The following is a 19,576-nucleotide window of genomic DNA, read 5'->3' as shown; positions in this document are numbered from 1 at the left end:
GGTTATCAACTGAAAAACGCTGCCTCATTAATAGAAGTAAAAATAAAGAACATATCTTAAGAACATATTTAACTTATATATAAAAGATTAAAAAAAAGTAACCGATTAAAAGGTGTACAAAGTTTAACCATTTCTATATTGACCCCTTAGGTTTATACTTAGCGCCTTTTTCTGAGCCACTGCCTTCAGGCATAACAACCCGGGCTCTCTTCAATTAGATAATGAGGTTAAGTGAGTGGACTATCCTGACCACTTTGATGTGATTGTAATTGGTGGTGGCCATGCCGGTACTGAAGCTGCATTAGCTGCAGCCCGGACAGGCGTTAAAACCCTGCTGTTAACCCATAACATTGAAACCCTGGGCCAGATGTCCTGTAATCCGGCGATTGGTGGTATCGGTAAAAGTCATCTGGTTAAAGAGATCGATGCGTTAGGTGGAGCGATGGCGATTGCCACCGATAAGGGGGGGATTCAGTTCCGTACCCTCAACTCCCGTAAAGGTCCGGCAGTACGTGCCACCCGCGCGCAGGCAGATCGTATTCTCTATAAAGCGGCGATTCGTGAAATTCTGGAAAATCAGCCAAATCTACAACTGTTCCAGCAGGCAGCGGATGATCTGATTGTGGAAGGCGAGTCGGTCAAAGGGGTGGTAACACAGGCGGGTCTGCGTTTCTTTGCCAATAATATTGTGCTTACTGTCGGTACTTTCCTCGGTGGTAAGATCCATATTGGTCTGGATAATTACTCAGGCGGACGTGCAGGTGATCCTCCCTCAATCGCGCTGGCTGACCGGTTACGGGAGCTGCCATTACGGGTTGACCGGTTGAAAACCGGCACACCACCGCGCATTGATGCCCGCAGTGTCGATTTCAGTGTGATGCAGGAACAGCCGGGTGATACTCCGACTCCTGTGATGTCGTTTATGGGTTCTCTGGCAGATCACCCCCGTCAGATCAGTTGTTATATTACCCATACCAATGAACGTACCCATGATATTCTGCGTTCCGGACTGGATCGTTCACCGATGTATACCGGAGTTATCGACGGCGTCGGTCCGCGCTACTGTCCATCAGTGGAGGATAAGATCGTCCGTTTCGCCGACAAAACCAGTCATCAGGTATTTGTTGAGCCGGAGGGTCTGACCACCCATGAACTGTATCCGAATGGTATCTCCACCAGTCTGCCCTTTGATATTCAACTGGCAGCGGTTCGCTCTATCAAAGGCTTTGAAAACGCTTTTATTACCCGTCCAGGGTATGCGATTGAATACGATTATTTCAATCCGCAGGATCTGAAACATACGCTGGAAACGAAACTGATCAACGGTCTTTACTTTGCTGGTCAGATCAATGGCACTACCGGTTATGAAGAGGCCGGTGCCCAGGGATTGCTGGCGGGGGTTAACGCCGCCTTGCGGGCACAGGAGAAGGAGCAATGGTATCCCCGTCGGGATGAAGCCTATCTGGGAGTTCTGGTGGATGATCTGATCACCATGGGCACCTCAGAGCCTTATCGTATGTTTACCAGCCGGGCCGAATATCGCCTGATTCTGCGGGAAGACAATGCCGATCTGCGTCTCACAGAGAAGGGCCGTGAACTGGGCCTGGTGAGTGATGAACGCTGGCAGCGTTTCTGCGATAAGCGCGAAGCGATTGAACTTGAGAATCAGCGCCTCAAAGAGACCTGGATTCAACCGGGTAGCGCTGAAGCGGAGCTGCTCAACGGGCAACTGCAGCAACCGATTAGCCGGGAATATAATCTGCAGGATCTGGTTAAGCGGCCAGAACTGAATTACGCCGCGGTTGCCGGGCTGAAAGGGGAGCCCGTGAGCGATCCCCAGGTAGCGGAACAGGTCGAGATTCAGATCAAATATGCCGGATATATTGATCGTCAGAAAGAGGATATCGATAAGGTTCGCCGCCAGGAAGATACGCTGCTGCCGGTTGACTTCGATTACGCCTCGGTGGGTGGTCTGTCCAATGAACTGACCGCCAAGCTGGAGCAGGTCCGACCTGAAAGTATCGCCCAGGCAGCCCGGATTCAGGGCATGACACCGGCGGCGATCTCGCTGTTGTTGATCCACCTGAAAAAGAAACAGATGACCAATAAAAAGGCTCAGGCTTGATGCAGCAGTATCGAAACTTACTGGAACAACAGTGTCATCAGATCGGCCTTCAACTGAGCGATGCGCAGTATGAGCAGCTATTGCAATATCATGCACTGCTGATCAAATGGAATAAAGCATTCAACCTGACGGCGGTCCGCTCTCCCGAAGAGATGATCAGCCGGCATCTTATCGATAGTCTCAGCGTGCTGCCCTATATCGATGTTGAGCGTCTTATTGATGTCGGTAGTGGCCCGGGATTGCCGGGTATTCCCCTGGCGATCTGCCGTCCGGATCTGCCGATCACTCTGCTGGATAGCAATATTAAAAAAAGCCGTTTCCAGTTTCAGGCTAAAGCCGAGCTGAGACTGGACAATGTTGCAGTAATCCATGAGCGGGTGGAAAAATATCATCCGGATACCCTTTTTGATGGGGTTATATCAAGGGCATTTGCCTCATTACAGGATATGATTCACTGGACTTCACATCTGTGCTCTGACACGGGTGTTTTTCTTGCAATGAAAGGAATGTATCCTGAAGAGGAGATTGAGTTATTACCCGAGTCGATTAATCTGCGTCAGAGTATCCGGCTAACCGTACCGGGCACCGATGGCGAGCGGCATCTGCTGATGTTAGGGAGAACTTCAACGTGACCAAAATATTAACCATCACCAACCAGAAAGGTGGCGTGGGTAAAACCACAACCTGCGTGAATCTGGCAGCTTCACTGGCAGTCACCAGGAAGCGTGTGCTGATGATTGATATGGACCCTCAGGGCAACGCCACCATGGGCAGCGGCGTGGATAAGCACAACCTGAAAAACTCCGTTTATGAAGTGCTGATTGGTGAAGCAACCCTGGAAGAGTCGATTATCAGAAATGCTCCCGCGGGCTATGATATCGTCGGTGCTAACGGCGATCTGACCGCCGCTGAAGTTGAGCTTCTGCAGCTACCGCGGCGCGAATTCCGGATGAAAATGGCGCTGGAGAAAGTCCAGGATCAGTATGACTTTGTACTGATCGATAATCCCCCCTCGCTGAACCTGCTGACGGTTAACGCGCTGGCCGCTTCCAGCGGTGTCATCATCCCGATGCAGTGTGAGTATTATGCGCTGGAGGGGATCAGTGCACTGGTGGGAACGATCAATAAAATCAATAAGCGGCTCAATCCTGAACTGAAGATTGAAGGGATTTTGCGCACCATGTTCGATCCCCGTATGAGCCTGACCAAAGATGTCTCTGACCATCTGGTGGAATATTTTGGCGATCAGGTGTATCGCACCGTGATTCCGCGCAACGTACGTCTGGCGGAAGCCCCCAGTCATGGGCTACCGGCACTGATGTATGATAAAAATTCCCGGGGTTCGGTGGCCTATCTGGCGTTGGCGGGGGAGCTGATTCGCAGATCGGCTCAGAATGATAAACAGGCAGACAAACAGGAAGGCTGATCGATGGCGGTTAAAAAGCGTGGTTTAGGGCGGGGGCTGGATGCACTGTTATCAACCAGTACTAAATTTGCTGAGGACGCTGTAACCGATGCGAAGTCGGAAGGTGGCGATGGCTATCGGCTGATGCCGATTGATCAGATTCAGCGGGGTAAATACCAGCCCCGTCGGGATCTTGAACCTCAGGCACTGGAAGAGCTGGCAAACTCTATCAGAGCTCAGGGGGTGATGCAGCCCATCGTGGTCCGCCCGGTGGGTGAAAATCTGTATGAGATTATTGCCGGCGAACGTCGCTGGCGGGCCAGTCAGATGGCAGGGCTTGAGGATATTCCTACCGTAATTCGTGATGTGCCCGATGAAGCGGCAATTGCGATGGCGCTGATCGAGAATATTCAGCGGGAAAACCTCAACCCGATGGAGGAAGCGATCGCCCTGGATCGCCTGAAAATCGAGTTTGAACTGACCCAGCAGGAGGTTGCTGATGCGGTGGGTAAATCCCGCTCTTCGGTGACCAATCTGCTGCGTCTGATGCATCTCACCGATGAGGTGAAAAAGATGCTCGAATACGGTGATCTTGAGATGGGTCATGCCCGGGCATTGCTAGGTATGGATGGCCCGGATCAGATTATCGCTGCCAAAGAGGTGGTGGGTAAAAATATGTCTGTGCGGCAGACAGAAGACCTGGTGCGCAAGCTGCAGCAGAAAAAAAATGAGCCCGCTAAAGAGCCTAAAAAACCTGATCCACTGCTTAAAGATCTGTCAGATTCGCTTTCCAGCAGGCTGAACAGCAAAGTATCCATCAGCGAAAATGCCGCCGGTAAGGGGAAAATTACCATCGCTTATGAAAACCGCGAAAAATTTGAAGCGATCCTTAAAGCCCTGCAATAATTAAGGTTTTTCTGCAGCGTAAGATCGCTGCAGATACCGCTACTAGGGTATTTACTTAGTTCTTCTACTCTGCAGGTCTAATACAAAAGTGCAAATCGGCCTGAATCGTGTTGAAGCTGATGCATTAAGCCCCTATAATGCGCTGGCTGTGAAAGGACGTGTTTACGGTTTTTTTACACAGATGAAGGGAAACTGAGGCTGTATTTATATGAGAAAAGGGCACCGGAAACCTGGCGTTCATACTCGTATCGCCTTGCAGCAGTTTAGGAAAGTCTTCCTGATTCAAGTAGTTAGTTTAGTAATAATTGCGGGAGTTTTACTTCTGCATAGCCTGAGTGCGGCCTGGTCATCCCTCTGTGGTGGTCTGATATTTTTGCTGCCCAGCTATGTGTTTGTCTATCGTGCACTGGTTGTGCAACAGACAAAAAGTACTCCTGGCGCTGTTATCCGGCAGCTGTATACGAGTGAAATATGGAAAATGGGCTTATCCATCGCACTCTTTATTGCGGTGTTTATCCTGATTCAACCTCTGAATCCATTTTCCCTATTTGGCACTTATATATGGCTTCAGCTGACCGGCTTTATTGCCCAGCTGAGGCTGAATAACAGTTTCTTAAAACTTTGAATGAGAGAGATAGTAATGGCTAGCGAAATGACTTCCTCAGCCTACATATCCCACCACCTGACGAACTGGACGTTTGGTGTGCATCCTGAACACGGACTGGGTTTTGCCCATACCGCTGAAGATGCTGCTGCGATGGGATTTTGGGCAATTCACGTTGATACCATGCTGTGGTCTGTAGGTTTGGGCCTGTTTTTTATCTGGATGTTCCGCAAAGTTGCTAAATCAGTAACTTCCGGTGTGCCAGGCAGCACTCAAAACTTTGTTGAAGTGATCATCGAGTTTATCGAGGATAACGTTAGCAGTATCTTCCACTACAAAAATGCGTTGATTGCCCCGCTGGCACTGACCATTTTTGTCTGGGTCTTCCTGATGAACACTATGGACCTGGTGCCAGTTGACTGGATTCCGTTCCTGACTCAGAAGATCGGTGAAGCGTTCGGAGCTGATCCACATCACGTCTATATGAAGGTCGTACCGACTACCGATATCAACGCAACCCTGGGGATGGCGATTGCGGTGTTTGGTCTGATTCTGTACTACAGCATCAAAATGAAAGGTATTGGGGGTTTCCTGGGTGAGCTGGCATTCCAGCCGCTGGGTAAATGGATGCTGCCATTCAACTTGTTCCTGGAGATCGTAGGCCTGCTGGCGAAGCCGGTATCACTGGCGCTGCGACTGTTCGGTAACATGTATGCAGGTGAGATGATCTTTATCCTGATCGCTCTGCTGCCGTTCTGGGCGCAATGGCTGTTGTCAGTGCCATGGGCGATCTTCCACATTCTGGTAATTACGCTGCAGGCGTTCATCTTCATGGTTCTGACGATTGTCTATCTGGCCATGGCGCATGAAGACCACTAAGTAGTTGTAATAACTGAATAATTAAACGATTTCTTTTTAAACTTAAACTTTAGCAATTAAATATCGGAGAAAAACTGATGGAAATGGCATTGCTGTACATCGCTGGTGCACTGATGATGGGTCTGGGTGCTGTAGGCGCCGCTGTAGGTATCGGCATCCTGGGTGGTAAGTTCCTTGAAGGTGCTGCACGTCAGCCTGAGCTGATCCCACTGCTACGTACTCAATTCTTCATCGTAATGGGTCTGGTTGACGCCGTACCTATGATCGGTGTTGGTCTGGGTCTGTACGTACTGTTCGCTGTTGCATAAGTAGAGCTACATACGTCCCTTTATGGGTAACTACTTTTTAAGACAACCGCGAGAGGTAATGGCGTGAATATCAATCTAACCATCTTTGGTCAGATCATTGCATTTGCCTTCTTCGTTGTATTTTGTATGAAATATGTCTGGCCACCAATTACTGGTGCGCTGGCAGAACGTAAGAAGAAAATTGCAGAAGGTCTGGACGCTGCAGACCGTGCTCAACGCGACTTGGAACTGGCTCAGGAAAAAGCCATGGCCGATATGCGTAAGAGCAAGGAAGAAGCAGCCGCCATCATTGAACAGGCTAATAAGCGAGCTAACCAGATCGTTGATGAAGCAAAAGAGAAAGCACGTGAAGAGGCTACCCGCCTTGTAACGGCTGCTCAGGCTGAAATCGATCAGGAAGCAAACCGTGCCAAAGAAGTTCTGCGCGCTGAAGTTGCTGCTCTTGTAGTAGCCGGTGCTGAGAAAATTCTTGAAGCGTCTGTTGACGCTAACGCGCACGCTCAGCTTGTTGAAAAACTAGCTGCTGAGCTTTAAGCGAGGTTTACGATGGCTGAACTCAATACAGTCGCTCGACCTTATACCAAAGCCGCTTTCGAGCACGCTGTGGCAAAGGGAAACCTGGACCAGTGGTCTGATATGCTGACTACTGCAACTGCAGTGGCGCAGCATGAGACGATGAAACTGGTTCTGGGTAATCCCGGACTGACCAGCGAGCAGAAAGCTGATGCAATGATTACCGTCTGTGAAGAACAGATGGCAGATCCGTCGGCAAAGAACTTTATCTCTTTACTGGCCGAAAATCAGCGTCTGGCTTTGTTACCAGAGATCTCTGCGCAGTTTGAACAGTTGAAAGCCAATCAGCAGCATTCTGTTGAGGTAAGTGTGACAACTGCCTTTGATCTGGGCGAGCAGCAGCAACAAAAATTAACTCAGGCACTGAGCTCCAAGCTGGGCCGCGAAGTGAGTCTGACTACCGAGGTGGACAAGTCCATTATCGGTGGTGTGATCGTTCGAACCGACGATATGGTTATCGACGGCTCTATTCGTGCTCGACTGGCTAAGCTAGCCGAAGCAATGAACTCCTGAGTGTGAGGATTAAACATGCAGCAACTGAATCCATCTGAGATCAGCGAGATTCTTAAGAGCCGCATCGAGAAACTTGATGTCTCTTCTGAAGCCCGTAATGAAGGTACTATCGTCAGCGTTTCTGACGGTATCATCCTGATTCACGGCCTGGCTGACGTAATGTACGGGGAGATGATCGAATTCCCTGGCGGTATCTACGGTATGGCGCTCAACCTTGAGCGTGACTCTGTAGGTGCTGTAGTACTGGGTGACTATCAGGGTCTGGTAGAAGGTATGACCGCGCGTTGTACCGGCCGCATCCTGGAAGTACCTGTTGGTCCGGAACTGCAGGGTCGTGTAGTAGACGCCCTGGGTAACCCGATCGACGGTAAAGGCCCTATTGAAACTAAACTGACTGACCCTGTCGAAAAGGTTGCACCCGGTGTAATCGAGCGTCAATCAGTTGATCAGCCAGTACAGACTGGTCTGAAATCTATTGATGCGATGGTGCCAATCGGCCGTGGTCAGCGTGAGCTGATTATCGGTGACCGTCAGATCGGTAAGACTGCGATCGCGATTGACGCTATCATCAACCAGAAAGGTACCGGTGTTAAGTGTGTCTACGTAGCGGTTGGACAGAAACAGTCCACTATCGCAAACGTTGTACGTAAGCTGGAAGAGCATGGCGCGATGGAACACACCATCGTTGTCGCAGCCGGTGCCGCCGATCCTGCAGCGATGCAGTTCCTGGCGCCTTATGCTGGTTGTTCTATGGGTGAATACTACCGTGACCGCGGTGAAGACGCTCTGATCGTATACGATGACCTGACTAAACAGGCCTGGGCTTATCGTCAGATCTCCCTGCTGCTGCGCCGCCCACCGGGCCGTGAAGCATACCCAGGTGACGTATTCTATCTTCACTCACGTCTGCTGGAACGTGCTGCGCGCGTTAACCCAAACTATGTTGAGAAGTTTACTAACGGCGAAGTTAAGGGCCAGACCGGTTCCCTGACTGCACTGCCAGTAATCGAAACACAGGGTGGTGACGTATCTGCATTCGTACCAACCAACGTTATCTCCATCACCGATGGTCAGATCTTCCTGGAAGCAGACCTGTTTAACTCAGGTATCCGTCCGGCGATCAACGCTGGTCTGTCTGTATCCCGTGTAGGTGGTGCAGCGCAGACTAAGGTCATCAAGAAGCTGGGTGGTGGTGTACGTCTGGCTCTGGCTCAGTATCGTGAACTGGCGGCATTCGCTCAGTTTGCATCTGACCTGGACGATGCAACCCGTGCTCAGCTTGAGCATGGTCAGCGCGTAACCGAGCTGATGAAGCAGAAGCAGTACTCACCAATGTCTGTCGCAGACATGGGTCTGAGTCTGTACGCTGCTAACGAAGGCTTCCTGAACGATATCGACCTGAACAAGATCCTTGATTTTGAAGCAGCCCTGATCTCTTACTTCAACAGCGAGTACGCTGATGTAATGGCTAAGATCAATGAAAGTGGCGACTACAATGACGAGATCGCGTCTCAGTTCAAGGCTGGTATCGAAAAGTTCAAATCTACCCAAACTTGGTAACAGCTCATTTGAGTGGGGGTCTGCATAAGTGATTATGCAGACCTGAACTAAGTAAAGGTTTAATAGGTGGAACTATGGCAGCCGGAAAAGAGATAAAGACGCAGATAGCCAGTATTCAGGGCACACGTAAGATTACCAGCGCTATGGAAATGGTGGCTGCATCTAAAATGCGTAAAGCTCAGGATCGTATGCAGGAAAGCCGTCCTTACGCCCGGATTATCCGTGGCGTGATTCAGCACCTGGCGAAATCCAACCCTGAATATAAGCATCTGTATCTGCAACAGCGCGAAGTAAAGCGTGTCGGTTTCATTGTTGTCGCAACCGACCGTGGTCTCTGCGGTGGCTTGAACATTAATGCGTTCAAGGCAGCACTTGCCAAGATGAAAGAGTTTAAAGACTCAAATATCGAGATCGATATCTGTGCTCTGGGCTCTAAGTCTGTAAGCTTCTTTAAAACATTTGGCGGTAATGTAACCGCAGCAAAATCTGGTCTGGGCGATAAGCCTGAAGCAGCTGAGCTGATCGGTACCGTTAAGGTGATGCTGGATGCTTACGATGAAGGCAAGCTGGATATGCTGTATGTGGTATCTAACGATTTCGTAAATACCATGACGCAGAAGCCACAGGTAGAGCAGATTCTTCCGCTGAAAGCAGAAGACGATGATGACCGTCTTAACCATCACTGGGATTATATCTACGAACCCGATGCACGCGAGCTGTTGAACGGCTTACTGGTTCGTTACATTGAGTCCCTGGTCTATCAGGCCGTGGTTGAGAACAATGCCTGTGAACAGGCAGCACGAATGCTGGCGATGAAGAACGCAACAGACAACGCCGGCGATCTTATCGATGAGCTCCAAATGGTTTACAACAAAGCTCGTCAGGCTGCGATTACTCAGGAAATCTCTGAGATCGTAAGTGGTGCTGCTGCTGTATAAGGCAGTTAACAGGTTTAAATGTTAAGAGGATCCGAACATGAGTAGCGGACGTATTGTTCAGATTATCGGCGCAGTTGTCGACGTGGAGTTTCCACGTGACAGTGTACCGAAGATCTATGATGCACTGACTGTTGAGGCCAAAGGCCTGACACTTGAAGTTCAGCAGCAGCTGGGTGATGGTGTGGTACGTGCAATCGCTATGGGTCAGACCGAAGGTGTAAGCCGTGGTCTGACAGTAGTTAATACTGGTGCGCCAGTTTCTGTGCCTGTGGGTACAGCAACACTGGGTCGCATCATGGATGTATTGGGTAACCCAATCGATGAGTGTGGACCTATCGGCGAAGAAGAGCGTATGCCTATTCACCGTTCTGCACCTTCCTATGCTGAGCAGGCAGCTTCTAACGAGCTGCTGGAAACCGGCATCAAGGTAATCGATCTGGTATGCCCATTTGCGAAGGGTGGTAAAGTTGGTCTGTTCGGTGGTGCCGGTGTAGGTAAAACCGTAAACATGATGGAACTGATCCGTAACATCGCGATCGAGCACTCAGGCTTCTCCGTATTTGCGGGTGTAGGTGAGCGTACTCGTGAGGGTAACGACTTCTACTACGAGATGAAAGAATCCAACGTACTGGATAAAGTATCTCTGGTATACGGTCAGATGAACGAGCCTCCTGGTAACCGTCTGCGTGTAGCGCTGACCGGCCTGACCATGGCTGAGAAGTTCCGTGACGAAGGTCGTGACGTACTGTTGTTCGTTGACAACATCTACCGTTACACCCTGGCGGGAACCGAGGTATCTGCACTGCTGGGTCGTATGCCTTCAGCGGTAGGTTACCAGCCAACACTGGCGGAAGAGATGGGTGTTCTGCAAGAGCGTATCACCTCTACCAAGACCGGTTCTATCACGTCTATCCAGGCGGTATACGTACCTGCGGATGACTTGACCGATCCATCACCAGCAACCACCTTCTCGCACCTGGATGCGACAGTCGTACTGTCTCGTCAGATTGCCGAGCTGGGTATCTACCCTGCGGTAGATCCGCTGGACTCCACCTCTCGTCAGCTGGATCCACTGGTTATTGGTCAGGATCACTACGACACTGCCCGTCAGGTGCAGGGTGTACTGCAGCGCTATAAAGAGCTGAAAGACATCATCGCGATTCTGGGTATGGACGAGCTGTCTGAAGAAGATAAGCTGGTAGTAACCCGTGCTCGTAAGATTCAGCGATTCCTGTCTCAGCCGTTCTTCGTAGCTGAAGTATTTACCGGTTCTCCAGGTAAGTACGTTTCTCTGAAAGACACTATCGCAGGCTTTAAGGGTATCCTGGCCGGTGATTATGATGATCTGCCTGAGCAAGCGTTCTACATGGTTGGCGGTATCGACGAAGTGGTTGAAAAAGCTAAGAGCATGTAAGTGCGCTTAGTTAACCTTTTAAAAAGGATAACAACATGGCTATGACTGTTCATTGTGACATCGTAAGTGCTGAAGAAGAGATCTTCTCTGGTCTTATCGAGTTCGTTTCAGTGACAGGTAGCCTGGGTGATCTGGGTATTTACCCGGGTCACGCTCCGCTTCTGTCGGAACTGAAACCAGGTCCTGTAGAGCTAAAGAAACAGGGTGGTGAGCAGGAGATTTTCTACGTTTCCGGTGGCTTCATTGAAGTTCAGCCACACAAGGTCTCTGTCCTAGCGGACGTTGCACTGCGTGCGGGTGATATCAACGAAGCGGCCGCAGAGGAAGCGAAGAAGCATGCTGAACATGTGATGGCTGATAAGAGCAGCGAACTGGATTACTCCCGTGCGACTGCTCAACTGGCCGAAGCTGCAGCACAACTGCGTACTATTCAGCAGATTCGTAAGAAGATGGGTAAATAATCCTCTCTTACTGAACTGCTACTCGAATAAAAAACAGCCTCCGGGCTGTTTTTTTTGGTTTTGAGGGAGGACAATTAACCTAAGTCTTTATCCGATCTGAAGCACACTTCGCTGCCTGCTGCAGATGAATTTAAAAAAGGATTTATTGTATGTTTATTAAACACAAAGGACTGGCTGCAAAATCAGCGGTTGTTCTCTTCAGCGCCGTTTTAGTAACCGGCTGTGCTACAGAGAGTCACCGACAAATTGAGCCACAGAAAGTCGAAACCTATCGCGCAACTTATCAGGGGCCGCGCACCACACTGGTGGTGGGTAATTTTGATAACCGTTCTAACTACCTGCAGGGGATGTTCTCAGCCGACAACAACCGGCTGGGTAATCAGGCACAAACTATCCTCAAAACACATCTGCAACAAACCAACCGTTTTAATGTTGTTGATCGCCAGAGTATGGCTGATCTCAAACAAGAGGCGGGCCTGAGTGGCGTGAAGCAGAAAATTCAGGGGGCACGTTATGTTGTTACCGGGGATGTCACAGAGTTTGGCCGCAAAGTCACCGGCGATAAGCAGCTGTTTGGTATCCTCGGCAAAGGTAAAACCCAGACGGCTTACGCGAAAGTTTCACTGAATATTGTCGATGTTGTTACCTCACAGATCGTCTACTCAACTCAGGGTGCTGGTGAATATGAGCTGTCAAACCGTGAAGTCATCGGTTTTGGTGGCGCGGCGGGCTATGACGCAACGCTGAATGGTAAAGTGCTGAATTTTGCCATTATGGAAGCGGTGAATAATCTGGTTACCGATATGCAGAACGGTACCTGGAAGATCGAACAATAAGGAGTGTCTGAGTGAAAATTTTTGCGCTGTTGTTCGTTAGTATCACTGTTTTACTGGGGGGCTGTGCAACCCAGGACAACAGCCTCTATTATTGGGGATCATACGAAGCGATGATTTACGAGATGTATGTTGAACCCGGTAATGCCCCGGCGGCATTGCAGATCACTAAACTGGAGGAGGATATTCAAAAGTCAGATGCGCTGGGTAAAAAAGTGCCTCCGGGGTTGTACGCCCATCTGGGGATGATGTACGCCGCCGAAGGTAAAGCAGGACTGGCTCAGCAAGCGTTATTGAAAGAGAAAGCAATCTATCCCGAGGCAACCGCCCTGGTTGATACGCTGCTGAAGAATCAGAAACAGGGAGTTAATCAGTAATGCTACGTTCTATCGTATCTGCATCGTTTATGCTGCTGGTGCTGCTCAGCAGCGGTTGTGCAACCCAGGAGCGTTATGATTATGCTGCGCTTGAAGCCAGCAAGCCCCGTTCTATTCTGGTGATTCCACCGATGAATAACTCCATTGAGATCAATGCGTCGAATATCTATCTGTCGACGTTATCGAGACCACTGGCAGAAAAAGGCTACTATGTATTTCCGGTTGCAGTGATCAATCAGTTTCTGCAGGAAAATGGATTGCAATCACCGGCTGATATGCACGATGTACCGCTGGAAAAGTTCGCCGAGCACCTTAATCCGGATGCCATCCTTTATGTGGTGATTGAAGACTGGGGACAGAAGTATGAGATTCTCTCTTCAACCACCGTTGTTAAAGCGAATATGAAGCTTGTGGATGCCAAAACCGGCAAGACCCTGTGGGACACTCAGGTTTCCTACGCTCAGGGCTCCGGGGATAACGGTGGTGGCCTGGTGGGTATGCTGGTGCAGGCTGTGGTGGACCAGGTGGTTGGCACGATTGTCGATCCGACCCCCGGGGTTGCCCGGACAGCCAATAATATCGCAATTAACAACCAGGGACGGGGGCTGCTTAATGGCCCGTACCGGGCTCAGTAATACTCTTAAATTGTTGACCGATTGATAAATAGCGTCGGTTAATTGCAGCTAAATAAAAACCACCTTTGCAGGTGGTTTTTTATGTCTGCAGATAGAGCAGCGACTCTAGGATCTAGTCAGTTCTTTGTCTGCCAGGGCTGAAGTTAAACCGTTCAGAGAATCGCCTTTCAGACCGATCTCTTCGAGCAACCCGTCAACCAGAGGGGCCTGGGCTTTGTACCGCAGGGCACTGCTAACCATCTGATCTGCCAGGCTGGAGGCGTTAGCTTCACCGCCTTCGGTCACGCTTGAACCCGAACCGTTCAAACCATCAACCTGAAAGATTTTAATACCATCGATCTGCTCCATCGGCTTAACACTTTCACGGATAATGTCCGGAAGCCGTTCGATGACTGCCAGTTTGATCTGACGGGTGATCTGCTCAGCTGCAAGCAGGTTCTCGGCTTCATTGAGGGCGCGCTTGCCTTCCGCATCGACCCGGTTGCGGATCTCAGCAGCTTCAGCGGAGAGTTTTTCAGACTTGTTCTGTGCTTCCGCACTGATCAGTTGCTTATCAGCATCGGCATGGGCTTGAATACGTACCGCTTCAGCATGATCTTCTGCAGCTTCCTTCTCAGCCTGAGCACCGACTTTGATACTGATAGCGTTGCGTTCTGCTTCTTTTGCCGCTTCCACCAGCTCGATCTGTTTATCACGCTCAGCAATCTCGGTTTCCCGCACAGTGATGACCTGTTCATCGGCTTTCACCGCTTCAGAGCGGGCACGACTTGCTTCGGCTTCGGCAACCGATTGCTCAGTAGATTTTTGGGCAATAGCGATCGATTTATCCTGTTCAGACAGTTCTAACGTGCGGCGCTTTTCAATTTCAGCACTTTCAATCGCTTTGCTTTTTTCAATCTCTTTCTCCCTCAACAGGCGGGCCATGCCGATACGGCCCTCTTCGACTGCCTGCTCGGAACTGATGCGGGATTGTTCTGTTTGCTGCTCGGCGACAATCTGGGCCTGTTCTGCAGCACGTTTGTTCTCTGCCTGTTCGCGCATGATCTCCGCTTCGATGGTCGCTTTACGGATTTCGACCTCGCGGGATTGTTGCAGTCGGGCATATTCCTGATCACGGGTGATCTCTAAACGCTGCTTTTCCGCCTCAAGGTTTTTACTGGCGATACTGACCTCAGTTTCCTGTTCGATCTCATTACGGCGTTTGCGGCGCTCTTCAATCGCCTCTGTCAGTTTGGTCAGACCCTCGGCATCGAAGGCGTTATCCGGATTAAAATACTGTTTACCTGTCTGGTCGAGACCGGTGAGAGACACGGATTCAAGTTCGAGGCCGTTTTTTAACAGGTCTTCAGAAACCACCTGCTGCACTTTTTGCACGAAGTCGACCCGCTGTTCATGCAGTTCGTACATCGCCATCTCGGCAGCTACAGCGCGCAGGGCATCAACAAATTTACCCTCAACCAGCTCTTTCAGAGCTTCCGGTTCCATGGTGCGCATACCCAGTGTCTGGGCGGCGTTGGCGATAGACTCTACGGTGGGCTGAACGCGGACATAAAACTCTGCCAGAACATCGACGCGCATCCGGTCGCGGGTGATCAGTGCCTGCTCATTGGCCCGTTTCACCTCCAACCGGAGCGTATTCATATTGACCGGAATGATCTCGTGCAGCACGGGTAAGACGATCGCGCCGCCGTTGACAATCACTTTCTGTCCACCAAAACCCGTGCGGACGAAAGAGGTTTCCTTTGAGGCACGACGATAGAGTCGTGCCATTATTAAGCCGATGGCGATAAGGCCAATAATTATGATGGCAGCAACAGTGCCAAGTTCAGTGATGTCGAAGTACATAATCTGAATAATTCCTTTTATTGATTAACGAGGTTTGGGTTGGTATTTGGGATCACGATAAAGGTACTCTGTTGCTGTTTAATGATAAGCACCTGGGACCCCTGAGGCTGATCTGGCTGGTGTTTGTCAGGCTCCACCATCAGATAATGGGTTTGCCCATGCTGATCTTTGACTTTAGCCTGAGCCGGGCTGCCCACCCGGGCTGTTCCGGTGGTGACCACGGCGACTCTGCCGATAAAGCTATCACTGGATACCGCTTCGGATTCATCTTTTGGCAATACACTGGCGACCCCTTTGACTGAAACCCGTGTCAGGGGAAGCGTCAGTAACGTTGCCGGAATGATCGCCAGCCAGTTGTACAGCAGATGCCCGGTAACAGCGCGATACATACTCTGCACAAACAGACCGGCAAGGCCGAAATAGGTGAGCAGGATAATCAGCAAAACCAGAAAGGGTACCTGGCCAATATAAAACCAACCGAGTATCCGGCTGATAAGGCCGCTATCGGGAATATCCGCTGCATCAACATCGACACTGAGATCCGGTAACAGTGTTTCCAGCATGGAGGAAAATGCCAGCCCGACAACAAGGCCGGCGCCTTCAAGCAGCGCCAGAATCACCATCACTGTCAGCGAGAGAGTGAAGGGGAAGTTGCCACTCAGGGTGAGAAACTCAAACATTACCGCTGTCTTCACTGTTTGACTTAAGCAACGCCAGGCGCTCTTTAATGCGATTGGTGCGGTTAAGTTCGTCCAGCTCCGCCAGTTTCGCAGCGTTTTCAGCGCTGTTTTTGTTTACATTGGAATAGGCGGTCTGTTTTTCAATAATCCGCTCAAATGCAGATTCGGCTTTAGCCACTTTGGCTGCAACATCGGAGCCGCTGTTTTCGGCGCTCTGATGGTCCGGGATAGCCGAGGCATTTTTCAACGCCAGCAGCTTTTGCAGTTCCTCTTTCATCTCGCGCTTTTTAGCCGCCAGTGCCTGGATATAGCCATCAAGCTCTTTCTCTTTTTCACCCGCTTCAGAGATCGACTTTTCCAGCACCGGAATCTGCGCTTCGATATCCAGCTGATGGGCTATCCCCGCTTCGGCAAGGTCCTCTCTGCCTTCGGCCAGCGCAACCTGTATTTTGCTACTCAACTCTTCATGCAGACCGCTGGTTTCCATCAAGCGGGTGCTGGCCTGGTGTTTTCTGGCGGCTATCTGCCCCAGCTCAACTCTGACCTGATCGATCGCGCTGTCCACCTCTCTCAGCGCCTCCTCCAGAATCATTTCAGGTGCCGAATCTTCTATTGAGTTAACCAGTGCATTGAGACTTCCACTGATTATGCGGCCAACCCGGCTGGTAATTGACTCATTCATCGTTCACTCCTTGGACGTTCATTAATTCATCTAGTTTGTGTCGCACGTTGTCTAGTATGTCTGGATTGTGACTGCTGCTCAGGGGTGGTTTCAGCTGGCGCAACTGTTGCCCGGTGGTATTCACCAGTAGCTTGAGACACTCACGTTCATACAGCTGAATGGCGTCGTCTGACTGTTTAATATTGCCCGCATGGAATAGCAGTGAGGACAGGGATCTTTCCAGCCAGTAGTGCTGGGTTGCCAATAGGGAGGATTGTTTCTGACAGCGGGATTCTGCCTGTTCAATAACTGCCAGGGCCGGAGCAAGATAGCCCGACGCTCTTTGTTTAGAGTCTGCCAGTGAGTGTGGTGCGTGTTCTTCTTTACGTACTTTGTTAATAATAAAGCGAAGTTTGTCACTGGGTGTAACCGCATCAGGTGCCGTAAAGTCAGCCAGAAATGCGGCTTCGGCAGGGGAGAGTCGAACACTGATAGGGATAGATTTCATTGCAAAGCTCCATTTGCATCAATTAGGTTCCATCCAAAACTGAGCTATATATATCAGTATACAATCGTAAACAGCAAGCAAAACGGAATTATTTTTTGCTTACAACAGTCCCCACAGGGTATCAAAGATGATCTTCTGGGCGGCGGCCACCTCTTTCGATTCAATCACCACTGCCGTTGGGTAGTTGGCCGATGCCAGGGAGATAATCGCGCATTTGGGGGGATAAACGGCGATATAGGCGGCATCAACCCTACCTTCAGTTTTAATCCACTTACGGGCGCTGAGTTCCGCATCTTCACCGCCGTCTCCGATGGCGATCACTTTTACTTCGATACCCTTCAGAATTCGCTGCGCAGTAAAGTTAGGAAACGGGCGATAAAGGTGGGGTCGTATCGGCTTTGAAGAGAATACTGAATAGCTCTTAGGTTGTTGCGTCTCGACGGTGTTGAGTATATCCCTGAGAACCTGTTCGATGCCGCTGTCCCCTTCGTAATAGCTGACATTGGCAGTATTAAAGTCGGGCATCAGGTGGTGCAGCTCCGGTACGACACGGTTTTTCAGCTGATCGATAGCCGAATTGAGAGAGTGACGTCGCTCCTCTGCCATCTGTAGCAATACCTCAGGCTCGCGGGCGGAAAACAGCCGACGTTTGCCTTTTGGCAGATAGGTGACCAGCCCTTTCTGCTGCATCTCTTTCAGGCAGTCGTAGGTTGTGCCGCGATTGATTCCCGCTTTTTCGGCAACGGTGCGGATCGCACTGGGGCCCAGAGAGAGCAGCGCGCGGTAAAGGGTGATCTCCCGGGGTGTCAGTCCCAGCAGCTTAAACAGTTCATTATTCATAATTGTCAATTTTTCTCTGACATTTAATATTGCATCTGAAACCAGTTAGATTAAAGTTCTGTTAAATTACTGTTTGTGTCAACAGCAGCGGGTCGCCGGATCGGCCATTGCTGTAATTAACCAGGGATACCTCTGTTTTGAATACTCTTGATATCGTTATTCTGGCCGCAGGCCAGGGTAGCCGGATGAAATCAACTCTGCCTAAAGTGCTGCACACCATTGGTGGCAAACCGATGCTGCAGCATGTGATCGATAGCGCCAAGGCACTGGAAAACGCCCGTACCCATATCGTTATCGGACATGGCGCGCAACAGGTAGAAACCGCGCTGTCAGGACAGGCTGTACAGTTTTCTTTGCAGGCTGAACAGCTGGGGACCGGTCATGCAGTGGCTCAGGCAATGCCAAATATCTCTGACAATGGGGTAGTACTGGTACTCTATGGTGATGTACCGCTTACCCGGCCTGAAACCATGGCCGAGCTGGTGAAGATCGCAGAGCGTGGACAGTTTGGTTTACTGACGGTGAATCTGGCAGATCCGACCGGTTATGGCCGGATTGTACGTAGCGATGCGGGCGATGTTGTAGCGATTGTAGAACATAAGGATGCCAGTGATGCGCAACGGGCAATCACCGAAGTGAATACCGGTATTCTGGCGCTGCCAACGGCGCTGTTAAGAGAGTGGATACCGCAGCTTTCCGCAAATAATGCTCAGGGTGAATACTATCTCACCGATATTATCGCGATGGCGGCAGAACAGGGCGTCCGTATTCAGGCGATTCAGCCAGCCACCGAACAGGAGGTGCAGGGCGTTAATAATCGTCTGCAACAGGCCGAACTGGAGCGTTGGTATCAGCGGCGTCAGGCGGAAGCACTGATGCTGGACGGGGTTTCGCTGGCAGATCCGGCGCGGATTGATGTGCGGGGAGAGGTCAGCGTGGGTCATGATGTGGCCATCGATATCAATGTGATTCTTGAAGGAAAGGTGGAGATTGGTGATAACGTTACCATCGAAGCCAACTGTATTATTAAGGATTCGGTAATCGGTTGCGGCACCCATATCAAAGCAAACTCCCTGCTGGATGAAGCGGTGGTGGCGGACAACTGTGATATCGGTCCCTTTGCCCGGCTGCGGCCCGGCAGCCATCTGGCAAACAACGCCAAAATTGGTAACTTTGTTGAGACCAAGAAAGCGAATATCGGTGAGGGTAGTAAGGTAAACCATCTGAGTTATATCGGTGATGCCGAGGTTGGGGCAGACGTCAATGTCGGTGCCGGCACCATTACCTGCAATTACGATGGCGTTAATAAGTCGACCACTGAGATTGGTGATGGTGCTTTTATCGGCTCAAACACGGCGCTGGTGGCACCGGTTAAAGTGGGGGCAGGTGCGACCATCGGCGCAGGCTCTACTATCACAAAAGAGGTTCAGGCGGATCAACTCGCTATTACACGCGCTAAACAGACTAATCTGAATAACTGGCAACGGCCGGTTAAAAAATCATAAGGAAGC

Annotated in this window: 22 protein-coding genes; 17 read left to right on the top strand and 5 right to left on the bottom strand. The window is 50.4% G+C overall.

Going from position 1 to position 19,576, the window contains the following annotated elements; translation table 11 throughout:
• Positions 1-235 precede the first annotated feature (235 nt).
• The 16 genes from mnmG (at position 236) to BMY09_RS03570 (ending at position 13,531) form a co-directional block, all read left to right on the top strand.
• Entirely contained in the window at positions 236-2,125 is a 1,890-nt protein-coding gene (gene mnmG, locus BMY09_RS03645) for a tRNA uridine-5-carboxymethylaminomethyl(34) synthesis enzyme MnmG (RefSeq protein WP_091354185.1), read from the top strand.
• The gene (rsmG, locus tag BMY09_RS03640) at positions 2,125-2,757 is read left to right on the top strand and encodes a 16S rRNA (guanine(527)-N(7))-methyltransferase RsmG (RefSeq protein ID WP_175483432.1); all 633 of its coding nucleotides are present in this window, start codon (positions 2,125-2,127) and stop codon (positions 2,755-2,757) included. The genes mnmG and rsmG overlap by 1 nt, the downstream gene beginning before the upstream one ends.
• On the top strand, positions 2,754-3,551 hold the full coding sequence (locus tag BMY09_RS03635) for a ParA family protein (protein WP_091354180.1): 798 nt from the start codon (positions 2,754-2,756) through the stop codon (positions 3,549-3,551). Before rsmG ends, BMY09_RS03635 begins: the two co-directional genes overlap by 4 nt.
• A 3-nt stretch (positions 3,552-3,554) precedes the next feature.
• Entirely contained in the window at positions 3,555-4,436 is an 882-nt protein-coding gene (locus BMY09_RS03630) for a ParB/RepB/Spo0J family partition protein (RefSeq protein WP_091354177.1), read from the top strand.
• Positions 4,437-4,644: 208 nt separating this feature from the next.
• The gene (locus BMY09_RS03625) at positions 4,645-5,061 is read left to right on the top strand and encodes an ATP synthase subunit I (protein WP_091354175.1); all 417 of its coding nucleotides are present in this window, start codon (positions 4,645-4,647) and stop codon (positions 5,059-5,061) included.
• Between the two features lie 15 nt (positions 5,062-5,076).
• Complete coding sequence (atpB, locus tag BMY09_RS03620; RefSeq protein WP_091354173.1) at positions 5,077-5,919, top strand: F0F1 ATP synthase subunit A; 843 nt, start codon at positions 5,077-5,079, stop codon at positions 5,917-5,919.
• Between the two features lie 83 nt (positions 5,920-6,002).
• Complete coding sequence (gene atpE, locus BMY09_RS03615) at positions 6,003-6,227, top strand: F0F1 ATP synthase subunit C (RefSeq protein WP_425424959.1); 225 nt, start codon at positions 6,003-6,005, stop codon at positions 6,225-6,227.
• 63 nt (positions 6,228-6,290) lie between these two features.
• Complete coding sequence (locus tag BMY09_RS03610; RefSeq protein WP_091354167.1) at positions 6,291-6,761, top strand: F0F1 ATP synthase subunit B; 471 nt, start codon at positions 6,291-6,293, stop codon at positions 6,759-6,761.
• Between the two features lie 12 nt (positions 6,762-6,773).
• Positions 6,774-7,313, top strand: a complete 540-nt coding sequence (locus tag BMY09_RS03605) for a F0F1 ATP synthase subunit delta (RefSeq protein ID WP_091354164.1) — start codon at positions 6,774-6,776, stop codon at positions 7,311-7,313.
• Positions 7,314-7,328: 15 nt separating this feature from the next.
• On the top strand, positions 7,329-8,873 hold the full coding sequence (atpA, locus tag BMY09_RS03600) for a F0F1 ATP synthase subunit alpha (protein WP_091354162.1): 1,545 nt from the start codon (positions 7,329-7,331) through the stop codon (positions 8,871-8,873).
• A 74-nt stretch (positions 8,874-8,947) separates the two neighbouring features.
• A complete protein-coding gene (gene atpG / locus BMY09_RS03595) occupies positions 8,948-9,811 on the top strand; it encodes a F0F1 ATP synthase subunit gamma (RefSeq protein ID WP_091354160.1) in 864 nt (287 codons plus the stop codon).
• Between the two features lie 37 nt (positions 9,812-9,848).
• Positions 9,849-11,225, top strand: a complete 1,377-nt coding sequence (gene atpD / locus BMY09_RS03590) for a F0F1 ATP synthase subunit beta (RefSeq protein WP_091354157.1) — start codon at positions 9,849-9,851, stop codon at positions 11,223-11,225.
• A gap of 35 nt (positions 11,226-11,260) precedes the next feature.
• Entirely contained in the window at positions 11,261-11,686 is a 426-nt protein-coding gene (locus BMY09_RS03585) for a F0F1 ATP synthase subunit epsilon (RefSeq protein WP_091354156.1), read from the top strand.
• A gap of 149 nt (positions 11,687-11,835) precedes the next feature.
• Positions 11,836-12,522: a CsgG/HfaB family protein gene (locus tag BMY09_RS03580; RefSeq protein ID WP_091354153.1), complete on the top strand. Its 687-nt coding sequence runs from the start codon at positions 11,836-11,838 to the stop codon at positions 12,520-12,522.
• Between the two features lie 11 nt (positions 12,523-12,533).
• Positions 12,534-12,896, top strand: a complete 363-nt coding sequence (locus tag BMY09_RS03575; RefSeq protein ID WP_245756492.1) for a DUF4810 domain-containing protein — start codon at positions 12,534-12,536, stop codon at positions 12,894-12,896.
• On the top strand, positions 12,896-13,531 hold the full coding sequence (locus tag BMY09_RS03570; RefSeq protein ID WP_091354151.1) for a DUF799 domain-containing protein: 636 nt from the start codon (positions 12,896-12,898) through the stop codon (positions 13,529-13,531). The genes BMY09_RS03575 and BMY09_RS03570 overlap by 1 nt, the downstream gene beginning before the upstream one ends.
• A gap of 105 nt (positions 13,532-13,636) precedes the next feature.
• Here the strand turns inward: BMY09_RS03570 and BMY09_RS03565 are convergent, their stop codons facing one another.
• From BMY09_RS03565 to BMY09_RS03545, 5 genes are all read right to left on the bottom strand, one after another.
• Positions 13,637-15,376: a flotillin family protein gene (locus BMY09_RS03565; protein WP_091354149.1), complete on the bottom strand. Its 1,740-nt coding sequence runs from the start codon at positions 15,374-15,376 to the stop codon at positions 13,637-13,639.
• A 17-nt stretch (positions 15,377-15,393) separates the two neighbouring features.
• On the bottom strand, positions 15,394-16,056 hold the full coding sequence (locus BMY09_RS03560; protein ID WP_091354146.1) for a YqiJ family protein: 663 nt from the start codon (positions 16,054-16,056) through the stop codon (positions 15,394-15,396).
• Complete coding sequence (locus tag BMY09_RS03555) at positions 16,049-16,738, bottom strand: PspA/IM30 family protein (protein WP_091354145.1); 690 nt, start codon at positions 16,736-16,738, stop codon at positions 16,049-16,051. The genes BMY09_RS03560 and BMY09_RS03555 overlap by 8 nt, the downstream gene beginning before the upstream one ends.
• The gene (locus tag BMY09_RS03550; RefSeq protein ID WP_091354142.1) at positions 16,731-17,225 is read right to left on the bottom strand and encodes a hypothetical protein; all 495 of its coding nucleotides are present in this window, start codon (positions 17,223-17,225) and stop codon (positions 16,731-16,733) included. Before BMY09_RS03550 ends, BMY09_RS03555 begins: the two co-directional genes overlap by 8 nt.
• 99 nt (positions 17,226-17,324) lie before the next feature.
• Positions 17,325-18,065: a TrmB family transcriptional regulator gene (locus tag BMY09_RS03545; RefSeq protein WP_091354139.1), complete on the bottom strand. Its 741-nt coding sequence runs from the start codon at positions 18,063-18,065 to the stop codon at positions 17,325-17,327.
• A 137-nt stretch (positions 18,066-18,202) separates the two neighbouring features.
• Between BMY09_RS03545 and glmU the strand changes: the two genes are divergently transcribed.
• A complete protein-coding gene (gene glmU / locus BMY09_RS03540) occupies positions 18,203-19,570 on the top strand; it encodes a bifunctional UDP-N-acetylglucosamine diphosphorylase/glucosamine-1-phosphate N-acetyltransferase GlmU (protein WP_091354136.1) in 1,368 nt (455 codons plus the stop codon).
• Positions 19,571-19,576 lie beyond the last annotated feature (6 nt).

Source organism: Amphritea atlantica, from assembly GCF_900111095.1.
Taxonomy (GTDB): domain Bacteria; phylum Pseudomonadota; class Gammaproteobacteria; order Pseudomonadales; family Balneatricaceae; genus Amphritea; species Amphritea atlantica.
The sequence above is the reverse complement of the archived record's forward strand: the minus strand, read 5'-3'. Positions and strand labels throughout refer to the sequence as shown.

What these genes read in the sequence shown, in the direction of transcription:
- BMY09_RS03560 (WP_091354146.1), bottom strand. Translation starts at nt 16,056, where the DNA reads ATGTTTGAGTTTCTCACCCTGAGTGGCAACTTCCCCTTCACTCTCTCG.
- rsmG (WP_175483432.1), top strand. Translation starts at nt 2,125, where the DNA reads ATGCAGCAGTATCGAAACTTACTGGAACAACAGTGTCATCAGATCGGC.
- BMY09_RS03565 (WP_091354149.1), bottom strand. Translation starts at nt 15,376, where the DNA reads ATGTACTTCGACATCACTGAACTTGGCACTGTTGCTGCCATCATAATT.
- atpD (WP_091354157.1), top strand. Translation starts at nt 9,849, where the DNA reads ATGAGTAGCGGACGTATTGTTCAGATTATCGGCGCAGTTGTCGACGTG.
- BMY09_RS03555 (WP_091354145.1), bottom strand. Translation starts at nt 16,738, where the DNA reads ATGAATGAGTCAATTACCAGCCGGGTTGGCCGCATAATCAGTGGAAGT.
- atpB (WP_091354173.1), top strand. Translation starts at nt 5,077, where the DNA reads ATGGCTAGCGAAATGACTTCCTCAGCCTACATATCCCACCACCTGACG.
- BMY09_RS03545 (WP_091354139.1), bottom strand. Translation starts at nt 18,065, where the DNA reads ATGAATAATGAACTGTTTAAGCTGCTGGGACTGACACCCCGGGAGATC.
- BMY09_RS03570 (WP_091354151.1), top strand. Translation starts at nt 12,896, where the DNA reads ATGCTACGTTCTATCGTATCTGCATCGTTTATGCTGCTGGTGCTGCTC.
- BMY09_RS03605 (WP_091354164.1), top strand. Translation starts at nt 6,774, where the DNA reads ATGGCTGAACTCAATACAGTCGCTCGACCTTATACCAAAGCCGCTTTC.
- BMY09_RS03585 (WP_091354156.1), top strand. Translation starts at nt 11,261, where the DNA reads ATGGCTATGACTGTTCATTGTGACATCGTAAGTGCTGAAGAAGAGATC.
- atpG (WP_091354160.1), top strand. Translation starts at nt 8,948, where the DNA reads ATGGCAGCCGGAAAAGAGATAAAGACGCAGATAGCCAGTATTCAGGGC.
- BMY09_RS03630 (WP_091354177.1), top strand. Translation starts at nt 3,555, where the DNA reads ATGGCGGTTAAAAAGCGTGGTTTAGGGCGGGGGCTGGATGCACTGTTA.
- atpE (WP_425424959.1), top strand. Translation starts at nt 6,003, where the DNA reads ATGGCATTGCTGTACATCGCTGGTGCACTGATGATGGGTCTGGGTGCT.
- BMY09_RS03580 (WP_091354153.1), top strand. Translation starts at nt 11,836, where the DNA reads ATGTTTATTAAACACAAAGGACTGGCTGCAAAATCAGCGGTTGTTCTC.
- BMY09_RS03625 (WP_091354175.1), top strand. Translation starts at nt 4,645, where the DNA reads ATGAGAAAAGGGCACCGGAAACCTGGCGTTCATACTCGTATCGCCTTG.
- BMY09_RS03550 (WP_091354142.1), bottom strand. Translation starts at nt 17,225, where the DNA reads ATGAAATCTATCCCTATCAGTGTTCGACTCTCCCCTGCCGAAGCCGCA.
- atpA (WP_091354162.1), top strand. Translation starts at nt 7,329, where the DNA reads ATGCAGCAACTGAATCCATCTGAGATCAGCGAGATTCTTAAGAGCCGC.